General features: G+C 48.4%; 6 protein-coding genes. 3 read left to right on the top strand and 3 right to left on the bottom strand.

Going from position 1 to position 11,993, the window contains the following annotated elements:
* The first annotated feature begins 24 nt into the window (after window positions 1-24).
* Window positions 25-846 (top strand): hypothetical protein, encoded by an 822-nt coding sequence (locus ACZ44I_RS10580; protein ID WP_464550098.1) that lies wholly within the window; start codon window positions 25-27, stop codon window positions 844-846.
* A gap of 134 nt (window positions 847-980) precedes the next feature.
* Window positions 981-4,523, top strand: coding sequence for a DUF3821 domain-containing protein (locus ACZ44I_RS10575; RefSeq protein ID WP_464576531.1), 3,543 nt, complete (start codon window positions 981-983; stop codon window positions 4,521-4,523).
* Between the two features lie 356 nt (window positions 4,524-4,879).
* Here the strand turns inward: ACZ44I_RS10575 and ACZ44I_RS10570 are convergent, their stop codons facing one another.
* From ACZ44I_RS10570 to ACZ44I_RS10560, 3 genes are all read right to left on the bottom strand, one after another.
* Window positions 4,880-5,362, bottom strand: a complete 483-nt coding sequence (locus ACZ44I_RS10570) for a hypothetical protein (protein ID WP_464576529.1) — start codon at window positions 5,360-5,362, stop codon at window positions 4,880-4,882.
* A gap of 405 nt (window positions 5,363-5,767) precedes the next feature.
* Window positions 5,768-5,929, bottom strand: a complete 162-nt coding sequence (locus ACZ44I_RS10565) for a hypothetical protein (RefSeq protein WP_464550103.1) — start codon at window positions 5,927-5,929, stop codon at window positions 5,768-5,770.
* A 520-nt stretch (window positions 5,930-6,449) separates the two neighbouring features.
* Window positions 6,450-7,631 (bottom strand): IS256 family transposase, encoded by a 1,182-nt coding sequence (locus ACZ44I_RS10560; protein ID WP_464550104.1) that lies wholly within the window; start codon window positions 7,629-7,631, stop codon window positions 6,450-6,452.
* Window positions 7,632-7,862: 231 nt separating this feature from the next.
* On the opposite strand from ACZ44I_RS10560, the gene ACZ44I_RS10555 reads away from it, so the two are divergent.
* Window positions 7,863-11,834 (top strand): InlB B-repeat-containing protein, encoded by a 3,972-nt coding sequence (locus ACZ44I_RS10555; protein WP_464550106.1) that lies wholly within the window; start codon window positions 7,863-7,865, stop codon window positions 11,832-11,834.
* Window positions 11,835-11,993 lie beyond the last annotated feature (159 nt).

Below are 11,993 nucleotides of genomic sequence, written 5' to 3'. Positions count from 1 at the left end.
CACTCTTTTTCGGTTGGGCTTTGGATGGCCCCATATGCTTATCTTCTCCCGGGTCAAGGAGGAATTATTGAATTATCGGTATTATCAGGGTTTAAGGCAATATTTACCTTAATAATAACTGGAGTTCTCTGTACCTCCAAATACGCTTCAATTGTTCCTGGATTGGTAATAGGATGGGTGATACTGATGGTTGGTATGTCGTATCTCAGATGCATGAAAGCCATGCTCATGGCATTTATTCTTTTATTTGTTGTTATGATGGTCTCATCTCCCGCAACCGGTATGATGATCGATCTCCCATATTCATATCTTATTGAGCATTCAGACGCGATAGTGACGGGAAATGTCATATCGGTTGAGAGTAGATGGAATGATAATGGTACTGGTATTCTAACCGAGGTGATCATTTCAGTTGATCGAATAATCCTTGGCGATCTGCCGAACGATCCTGTTCTTATATTTGATGGGGGAACTGTGGGCAATGTTACCCAGTGGGTTGAGGGGGTGCCGATTGTTTTTAAGGGCGATTATCTGGGATTATTCTTGAATGAACACCCAGATGGCACATACAGAACAGTTGGTTTATCCCAGGGGCTCATTCCTCTTGCAGAAAAATCATTGTCAAAGTCATGGAGGCATACTCGAGCATCCCCTGATTTGTTTGAACAACAAGTCTATACAATTCTCAAAGGTTACAATGATAATTCTCAGTCCATTTTACTGCCTAATCCTGCTTTAATTTATAATGAAGATGGCAATATCCTTCGAAAGATCATGAGCGTCTGGGGAAATCTAAATTTGAATCAAAGTCTCTATAAGCAGTATAGTATCTTGATCTGGAATTGACTGATTTCTTATTGGATTGGAGGCTGTATATGATGATAATAGACAAAATACACCAATCGAGAGTGAGAAGGACCTTTGTTCTGACTCTTTTATTCTGTGCTCTCACAATGATTGCTTTTCCTGTGCACGCGATTATGGTTGACCTATCTCCATCTTATATGGTCAGCCAGTCGGATGCCATTCTCACTGGAACGATCACTTCTGCTGAGAGCAGATGGAATGAGGATAAAACCGGGATTGAGACGATTGTCTCCTTCTCGGTTAATAATATGCTTGCAGGTGATCTGTCAGCCCCTCAGGTTATGGTCTTTGAAGGTGGAACAGTTGGTGAGATTACGCAGACTGTAACTCATGTCCCGATCTTCTTCCCTGGAGAGGAGGTCGGATTATTTCTAAAACAGCAGCCGGATGGCAGCTATCAGACAGTAGGCCTGTCACAGGGAGTTGTGCATTTCTATAAACACTCTGTGACTACAAAGCGGTCACCGATAGATGCAGAGGAGATGGGTGTGGTAACGCAGGATTTCTTCAAGCAGGCGGTGAATGCCGTTCTGGATGGAGATGAAACTGCTACATGGATTATCCAACCAGCGTTTCCTGAGCCGATTGGTACGGCAGAGATGACAATTGATTCTCTATCCCCAACAACAGCATCGGCAGGAACCCGGACAGCAATAACAATTACTGGATCGGGATTTGGAACGAAAGCTTCACGCGAGAGTTACGCGGATTTCGCTTTTTATTTTGTCACCGATTCTGGTACCGATTATTGGATTTATGGTACTGGATGGGTTCCGGGTTCGGGATGGCAGGATTTCAACCCCGATGCGATCGTTTCCTGGTCAGATACACAGGTAGTCTGTAATGTTCCTACCGGAACCGCCTACAGGGGGTACTATTACCGCGGATCAGCGAGCAGCGGTCCTGTGTACATTCTTCATGATGATGGTAGTACTGAGTTTGGACCATATTCTCTCTCTGTTCCATTTGGATGGAGCCGGATTAAGTGGGCTGGAACATCACCGGTCGTACCGTACTATGTGAATCCCCTATCTTCAGATGCTCTTACTGCGGTTCAGGCTGCTTCATCAACATGGACGGGTGTTCAGGGCTCATCATTTGTGTATGAATATGCAGGTCCAACTACCGCAACTGATCTTTCAAGGAACGGAAAGAATGAGATTATGTGGACATCTACTGTACCGGCGGGAGTTCTGGCACAGGCTTCCACATGGTCAAGTGGTTCCACGATCCTTGAAACTGATATCAGATTCAATACACAATACAGCTGGTCAACAAACCCCGGATCCGGGCAATATGATATCGAATCGATCGCTCTCCATGAGCTTGGTCACTGGGTTGGCCTTGCTGATCTTTATGGCAATCTGGCTGGCTATCCTTCCGATACCTCCAAGGTAATGTATGGGAGGGGGGGTGCCGGAGAAAGCAAACGAACCCTGCATAGCGGTGATAGAGATGGAATTAGATATATCTATCCGGGTGTTTCACCAACACCACCAACTCCCGCCTTCACCGCGTCACCCACCACAGGAACCGCTCCACTGACGGTGCAGTTCAGTGATCAGTCCACAAACACCCCGACCTCCTGGAAATGGGAGTACAGCACCGGAGGTGCGTGGACACAGTTCTCGACATCGAAGAATCCGTCTTATCAGTTTATCTCTGCTGGAACCTACTCGATCCGGCTGACGGCAACGAATGCCGGGGGGAGTAACACCCTGATATGGGATGATTATATTGTAGTTACGGCTCACTCACCCCAAACTTCAGGAATTAATGTCATTGCAGCACCAGGCGACACCGTTTTCCGTGGTGAGGGGGGGCTGGATATCGTTGCAACCGGTGCTGTGGTTGGGGATACGATTGCCTGGTTTGCAGCAGGATCGGATCCGAGATTTGACTCTCCAGCAGCAACGAAGGTTATAGGTAGCACTACACACTTCTATGTTGCTACGAGCATGCAGGTTGGGCTCTGGTATGATTTACATACCCGCACACAACGGTTCATTGTTGCTGATCCCTCGCTTGATATTAAAATCCTCGATACAAGTGGCAATATTAAGAATGACGGTATTATTTCAAAGGGCGAGGTATTGCGTTTCAGAATCGACTCGAATCTGGATGCTTTCATACAGCGAAACACAGATCCAGCATCGACAGGTGCTCCAGTCACCGTAAAGGTCACTGATCCATTAGGTGTCGTTTATACATCATTGATTGATGATACTGGATTCATAAACCCCCTGGCTGTCAATATCGTAAGCAATCCACAATTAATTACGGGCGTTTTCTGGGCAACAGGTATCTGGGATACAGGTAATTCAATTTATATTCCTGGTACATATACAGTTACAGTTTCCTGTAATGCGAACGGGATGAATGACAATTATGATATCGTTGGTAAAACCATATCGAGGACTTACTCAATCACAGTTGCAGAAGATGACCTTATTATAACTGCCAATACCGATACGGTTATCAGAGGTAACGACTTTGCAGTAACCATCACTGGCAGACCCAATACGGCGTATGCTCTATGGACAAAGGGAACCTCAACACTTGCTGTAAATGAAGTACCACAGATTAAAGCTGGTCAGCAGGGCGTTCATCTTGATGCCGGAGTTGGTTCTCCAGGTAATATAGTAGGTAATTATATCTTCACCACTGGTCAGACTGTTGGAGGGGATACCCCGAACGGCATTGTCGCTAACTCGCCATTCTATGCTGAGGTCACAACCAATAATGCAGGTGTACGAACAGTTGGTTTTGAGACAATGGCAACCACGCAAGATCAGACCTTCACAATCCGTGTTCAGGAACCTGTGCCGTTAGCTTATGGACCGTTATTTGATGAAGTAGAGGTTAGTGTTGCGTTGCCTCCCACACCCGCCCCTGTCGCCAACTTCACCGCCACCCCGACAACCGGCGATGCCCCGCTGACGGTGCAGTTCACTGATCAGTCCACGAACACTCCAGCCTCCTGGAAATGGGAATACAATACTACCGGGAGTGGATGGACTGAGTTCTCGACATCGCAACATCCCTCTTATCAGTTCACCTCCGCCGGGATGTACTCGATCCGGCTGACGGCAACCAATGCCGGTGGGAGTGATAGTGAAACAAAGGTAGATTACATTACGGTGACAGATGTCCCGGTCACAAGCACGTATGGAGTATATCGAAATGGCTGGTGGATACTCAAGGATGGAACCAGAACAAACTACGGTACACCAACTGATATTCCGGTTGTAGTGGATGGTAAGATCGGTGTCTACCGAAACGGTCTCTGGATCATCAAAGGTGTTGATGAGCGAGTCCGGTGGGGTACACCAACCGACATCCCTGTTGTGGTGGATGGAACAATCGGCGTCTATCGGAACGGCTGGTGGCTCCTCAAAGATGGTACACGGGAACAGTTTGGGACACCAACTGACAAACCCGTTGTGGTGGATGGTAAGATCGGTGTCTACCGAAACGGTCTCTGGATCATCAAAGGTGTCGATGAGAGAGTCCGGTGGGGTACTCCGACAGACATCCCTGTTGTAGTGGATGGTAAGATCGGTGTCTACCGAAACGGTTTCTGGCTCATCAAAGATGGAGTCAGAGAACAGTATGGTCTCCCCTCAGATATTCCGGTGGCGGAATTCGATAGATAAATTATTCTCAATGAAGGGGCATCCCTGAAGTGGATGTTTCGATCTCCCCTTCTCTTTTATCTTTAATTCTCTATTCTGGCATACTTAAACCAATTGTGAGATAATGACTGGAGCGGTATAGTAAAATTTAGAATCCGCACCCTCTGAGGCAAAAGAGCTGAATTAGAATCCCCTAAAGGCTAAAAAGAGTCAATTAGTCCGACATTCGATCCCTTCTCATCTCTCTCCCGGCAAGATAAACACTCACTCTCACCATCCTGATGACTTCTGCCTCTTTTCAACCCTGCAGAACATCCATGCCGTCAGCTATCGTCGTGTGCATCACCGGGAGCGATTAGGATGTACTCAGGAAGTAATCAGGATACTCCTTCCTCTGAACCCATGCCAATCAGATAGAGCAGAACCGAAAGACGATACCTGTTCCGTTCAGTAACACCTGTGATCTGGCGGTTTCCATCTTCGGTGAGAATATTGAATAAGCCGAGAGAATGTATCAGAAACGCCGCGGTTGGAGATTTCAGGGGTTTATTATCGATATAGATCCTGGGCGGCTCCGGCAGGTTCCTGATATTCATCCGTGCAACCATCTGCAGAATCCCCATCACAAGATACGAAACATACAGGATCGTCATCATGGCATCGATCCGTTTTGGGTTATTCAGATAGATCCGGTCTGCCATAACCGACCATTTCATTGTCCGGAAAATATTCTCGACAATGTGCTGCTGTTTGTAATGCCGGAGCACGGACCTGTCATCCATATCCGATTCGTGATGATTTGTCAGGAGAGCGAATGTTTTCTTCTTCTCTCTGAATTTTCTCACGCGTTCATCGTGCACACAGATCTCCTTCACCCGGACATGGTGGTTGTGTTGAAAAACAGGGCGGGATTACTCCCGCCCCGTCTTCCAAGAACCAGGACGTGCGACTTTCATCGCATCCGGCTCACGCATTCCTTTACCCATTGCTGGGCGGTAACGCAAAGTAGGTTTTTTTCCCCCTCCTTGTGTTGCCTTTGCAATCCGGATATGTATTCGATTAACAGTGGATTTAGTTCTATCCCAGTCGATGGAGTTCCCTTGCCGGGTATGATCCCTGTCAGTATGCTTCTCGCAAATTGTGCGTCGTTGAATGACATACTTTCATCATTATACCTTCCTTCATTGCTTCGGAATACCTGTCCCACGTCAGCACCCTTTCAGGTCGAGGCAATCGCCTCTATCCCGCTCATTACAAGCGGGCGTTCACTTCTTGGGATATCCTGTTCCGTCTACATCTTCTGTTGGCCTCACGACCTCCATACCCCGATTGAGGAGTGCATACGGGTTTCCAAGTTCCATATCAGAGATACTTGTGAACGCTGTAGGAGTCATCTTTGAGCCGGGAACATTTTGTCTGTCTGTCATTCTGCACTGACACCATAATGACCGTGTTCCCTACCTTTTTGGTTCAGGCGTGGTATCACCCTGGTTTCGCCTGTTGGGCGTAACGACCCTTTCACAATGATTCAGCGTTTGCTTCTCCATGGCGCTCTTTTCCTGGCAGATTAAACAGATCAGGGTTCTATTCTTCTCCACGTTGTCCCATGGGCTTCACACACCCCCGTTACCAGGGGCGCATGCCATGGTAGGAACATTCCCAGACAGATGGGACGGCGGATTTGCCCGCAATCCCTGATATAGCTTTCTTGTCGCACGTCAGTATCACCCTGTAAATTAGGCAAGACCTGTACCTAACACCAATTCGATCTCTTCTATATTAAACATTATGTGCAACAATTGGCTGTCGCAAATTCTCTTCCAGTACAGCGGGCTATCCTCACGACAAGGGGGTGGGCTCACCCACCCCCGACCACATGCAGCCACAGGGCACCAGTCACCCGTCATTCCTTTTCTGCGGGGATTCAACGGCAGTTCGTGGACAGGACTATTGAACGGCTGCAGGACATTCTCTGGGCGATCTGGTCATCTCATCGACAGGAGGCGATATCGTCAGGTATCGTTTGCCACAGAGCCAGTCTTCATTGATATCAATCAGGATCGACCCTATAAGACGCATCGCTGAATCACCATTTGGAAACGCCCCAATACTTCGTGTTCTCCTCTTAATCTCAAGATTCACGCGTTCCAGCATATTCGTTGTCCTGAGACGTTTCCAGTGCTCTTCAGGAAACGCCTGGTAGTTGAGAGGGTCCGTAGAGAACCGTTCAAGACTTGCCGCAGCACTCTTGTATCCCATCTCTTCCAACTGTTGTATGGCACTCTGGAGAGCCTGGAAATCTCCCTGAATTCCATTTCTGACAATCTCAACAACGATTTTTATATCGCACCTCCTGATCCCCTTGGATTTGATGATCCTGTGCATATGGACATGACACATCTGCCAGCTAGAACCGAGAAAAGCTCGTTGAACTGCATTCTGAATCCCTGTGTGTCCATCAGAGATGAGAAGTTGTACTCCGTGGAGACCACGCTCCTTGAGCATCTCAAAATGTTCGTACCAGAAGGCTTCACCTTCGCTGTCCATCAGGTCGATACTGAGTATCTCACGGAACCCATCCTCCCGTATCCCGGCTGTGATGAGAAGAGCCTGAGATACGACACGGGTACCGCGACGGACCTTGAGATACGTTGCATCAACGATTAAATACGGGAAAGAATGCTCGATTGGACGATTTCTGAATTCTTGTACAACACCGTCAAGTTCCTTGGCCATCCTGGAGACGGTATCCGGACAGATGTTGGTGATCCCGAAGTGTTTCATCGTTTCATTGATCTTTCGGGTCGAGACACCGTTGATATACGACTCGGTGATTGCAAGAATAAGAGCGCGTTCAACTCGTGAGTATCGCTCAAAGATAATTGTCTGGAATGGCTTCTCACGAAACTCAGGTTTTTGAAGCCGTATGTCGCCGTATCGTGTTTTTAAACCTCGTTCTGAATACCCGTTCCGTGTGGCGGTCCGGTGTTCAGAACGCTCATAATACCCTGCTCCGGCTTGCTGCTCAGCCTCACAGCGCATAACCATGTTCATGAAGGTGGTCAGCAGGGTCTGCATTGCACCGTTTGGATCGGAAAGATAATCTTCTGCTAAATCGTATATATCCATGGCTCTGTTCCTCTTTTGTAATTCTAACTTGGTACAGAGCCTTAATTAAATTTACAGGGGATTACGGATACTATCACCTGATGATTGGTGGCTGGTGCCAATTAATGAATTACTCTCTCTCAATAATATTATATTGAGCTACGCCATATGAAAGCGTAATGATTCCGGCTGTCGTTGTACTGATGTATGACTGGGATACCGGAATAGCTATGGGTGAATATCTTGTCTATCATGAATAAGGTACTCTGTCTTGTCTGTCTTTTTGCCATTTGCATGTTCATCGGGATCGTATCGGCAGAAGCAACAGCCAATGAATCTGTTTTGAGTGGAGATAGCCGATCTCCAGTTCAGCCGATTCAGGATGATGAAGCGATAATGATTGATCAGTTTTCCGGCGGTAGTGGCACACTGTCAGATCCTTATCTTGTCAGCACAGCGGCTGATCTGAATCAGGTGCGCAACCATCCTGATAAGCACTTCCGGCAGGTTGCAGATATTGATCTTATTGGATATGCCACGGGAGATGGCTGGGTTCCTATCGGGACATATCCGAATGCCTTTACCGGATCATATGATGGCAATGGTTATACCATCAAAGGTATGGTCATCAATAGGCCGGATACCTGGTATCAGGGGCTCTTTGGGTCTACACGTGGTGCTACCCTTCGAGATATCCATCTTCAGGACGTTTCGGTGAAAGCGGGGGGGCGCAGTGGCGGCCTTGCAGGGCTGATGGAGAATACGAAAGCTGAAAATATCCGGGTGACGGGGAGGGTTGAGTCGGATATGGGAAATATCGGCGGTTTAGCCGGGAGAATTGAGAGGAGTAGGCTTCACTATGTATCAGCCGCTGTTGATGTGGTAGGTATAGCACCGACAGGAGGTCTTGCGGGGCATATCGATGGCGAGGTGCGGCACTCATACTCTGGAGGTTCTGTAAATAATATTGATTTTATAACTGGGATCTCATCTGTTGGTGGGTTTGCAGGAACAACGTCGGGGGACTCCATCATCTCGGATTGTTATAGCCATGCGTGGATTGTCAAGGGTGAGAGATATGTCGGCGGCTTTGTCGGCCAGAATTCTGGATCCATCTATCGGTCGTACAGCACGGGAGGAGTGGTTGGACTAACCGATTCTGGTGGCTTTATCGGTAATAACTATGGAGATGTAAGGGACTGTTACTGGGATATCCAGGGCTCTGGCAAGATGACGAGTGACGGGGGAGAGGGGAAAACCCGTGCCGAGATGGAGCAGCAGGCGACCTTCCAGAACTATAACTTCTTCTCCCTCTGGCAGATGAATGGCGGATATCCTGAGTTTATGAATCTGATGAGCTATCCTGACCCGGTATATGTGCCTCTGAGTTCACTTGCAGGTTCTGGCACTCAGGCAAATCCATACATTATCACCACAGCCGATGAACTCAATGCAACTCGCCAGGACCTTACAGCACATTATCGGATCTGGAATGATCTGGATCTTACATCATATGTCAGGTATGATTACGGGCGTGGCTGGGAGCCGATTGGCTCAGCTGGTGATCCATTCACCGGATCATTGGATGGTAACGGGCATCGGATTCTACATCTGGCACTGAACAAACCCCATACTCCCGATCAGGGTCTGTTTGGAGTCTGTAATGGTTCAACGATACAGAAGCTCATTATTGAGGATTCAAATATCCAGGGGGGGGATACATCGGGTGGTCTCGCCGGGATATTTGATGATGGTATTCTCCATCTTGTTTCGTATGATGGGATTGTTCTGGGAGGCGCCTCGACCGGGGGTATGATCGGAAAATACCAGGGAGAGATGCGTCACTGTTACACAAAAGGATCGGTGAGTGGTAGTAGCCGGGTTGGTGGAGTTGCAGGGACTATATTGTCTGGCAGTATCATTTCTGAATGTTATAGCCACTCCTCCGTCCGGGGTGACACTTTTGTCGGCGGGTTTGCCGGGGAGTCTGCGGGGTCGATTTACCGCTCATATAGTGCGGGAATGGTGGTCGGGGACTCGATTACAGGCGGCTTCCTGGCTCAATCTCCTGGCTCAGCCAGGGATTGCTACTGGGATACCGAATCTTCCGGACAGAGTGCGAGTGCCGGGGGTGCCGAGGTTATGGGGAGAACAACTGCTGTGATGCAGAAGCAGGCGACATTCCCACACTACAACTTCTTCTCCCTCTGGCAGATGAATAATGGATATCCTGAGTTTATGGATCTGATGAGCTATCCTGGTCTGGTGGATGTGTCCCTGAGCTCACTTGATGGTAGCGGAACTCCTGCTGACCCATACATCATCACAGATGTCAATGAACTCAATGCAATCCGCAAGGATGTATCAGCGGATTACCGGCTCGGATGCGATGTTGATCTCACACCAACAGTTGCCTGGGATCTTGGGCGTGGCTGGGAGCCGATTGGCTCACCTGGTGATCCATTCACAGGTTCGCTCGAAAACCCGTTTGGTGAGGTTCATAATAAGCATGGCCTGAACAATCTCGTTATCAGCCGTCCGGGAACTGATTACATGGGGCTTTTCGGGATGAGTGATGGTGCCAGATTTGAGCGGATTGCTTTTGAGAACCTGTCTCTACAGGCTGGAGACTATTGCGGCGCTGTAACCGGGTTAGCTGAAGATAGTGATTTTAGAGATATTTTTATAGATGGTGCCGTTGTTCAGGGAGATGATTATTCTGGAGCTATGGCAGGAAATCTTGGTTTTGGTAACGAAGTCAGATCTGTCGGCGTAAACGGGATTGTTCTGGGTAATCGTTATGTCGGTGGAATTGCAGGTGCGATATCAGATACCGGGACGATAATTAATAACTGTTATAGTCGGGTAGATGTGACCGGAGGGGTGGATGTTGGTGGTCTTGTCGGGAATGTTCGTTCAGCTCCGACCTGGATCTCCCACTCATACAGTACTGGCCAGGTTATCGGATCCGGTGGCGGTTTTATTGGTGCAAGCACCGCGGGAGTGACGTACTCTCGCTGTTACTGGGATACTGAATCCTCTGAAAAGAGTGCGAGTGCCGGAAATGCCGATGAGGTTATGGGGAGAACAACTGCCCAGATGACCTACCCCCACGATGGGTCGACAACATATAGAAATTGGGATTTTACCGCAGTCTGGGCAGAGGATATCGATTATCCACAGTCCAGGAATGATGGATATCCGTATCTGACAAGGGTGACACCGGGCCCGATGGCTACGATTACAGTTACAGCCACTCCTACTGGTGCTGGAACTGTCACAGGTGGCGGTAATGTAACCCTTGGTGGAGAGGTAACTGTCACGGCCACGCCGAATGCTGGATGGGAGTTTAAAGAATGGAGAGAGGGGGGGTCCTTAATCTCTTCACAACCCTCATATACATTCACCGTCACCAGAGATCGGAATCTTGAAGCGAACTTCATTACTGCACCGCCGCCAGCTCCCACTGCCGCGTTCACCGCCACCCCGACAACCGGCACCGCTCCACTGACGGTGCAGTTCACTGATCAGTCCACGAACACTCCAACCTCCTGGAAATGGGAATACAATACTACCGGGAGTGGATGGACTGAGTTCTCGACATCGCAACATCCCTCTTATCAGTTCACCTCCGCCGGGATGTACTCGATCCGGCTGACGGCAACCAATGCCGGTGGGAGTGATAGTGAAACGAAGGTAGATTACATTACGGTGACAGATGTCCCGGTCACAAGCACGTATGGAGTATATCGAAATGGCTGGTGGATACTCAAGGATGGAACCAGAACAAACTACGGTACACCAACTGATATTCCGGTTGTAGTGGATGGTAAGATCGGTGTCTACCGAAACGGTCTCTGGATCATCAAAGGTGTTGATGAGCGAGTCCGGTGGGGTACACCAACCGACATCCCTGTTGTGGTGGATGGAACAATCGGCGTCTATCGGAACGGCTGGTGGCTCCTCAAAGATGGTACACGGGAACAGTTTGGGACACCAACTGACAAACCCGTTGTGGTGGATGGTAAGATCGGTGTCTACCGAAACGGTCTCTGGATCATCAAAGGTGTCGATGAGAGAGTCCGGTGGGGTACTCCGACAGACATCCCTGTTGTAGTGGATGGTAAGATCGGTGTCTACCGAAACGGTTTCTGGCTCATCAAAGATGGAGTCAGAGAACAGTATGGTCTCCCCTCAGATATTCCGGTGGCCGGAATTCGATAGATAAATTATTCTCAATGAAGGGGCATCCCTGAAGTGGATGTTTCGATCTCCCCTTCTCTTTTATCTTTAATTCTCTATTCTGGCATACTTAAACCAATTGTGAGATAATGACTGGAGCGGTATAGTAAAAATAAGAGAAGAAGGATATTCTCTCTTTTT

This window comes from Methanocalculus pumilus (genome assembly GCF_055382585.1).
This window is presented reverse-complemented; position numbering and strand designations above follow the sequence as displayed.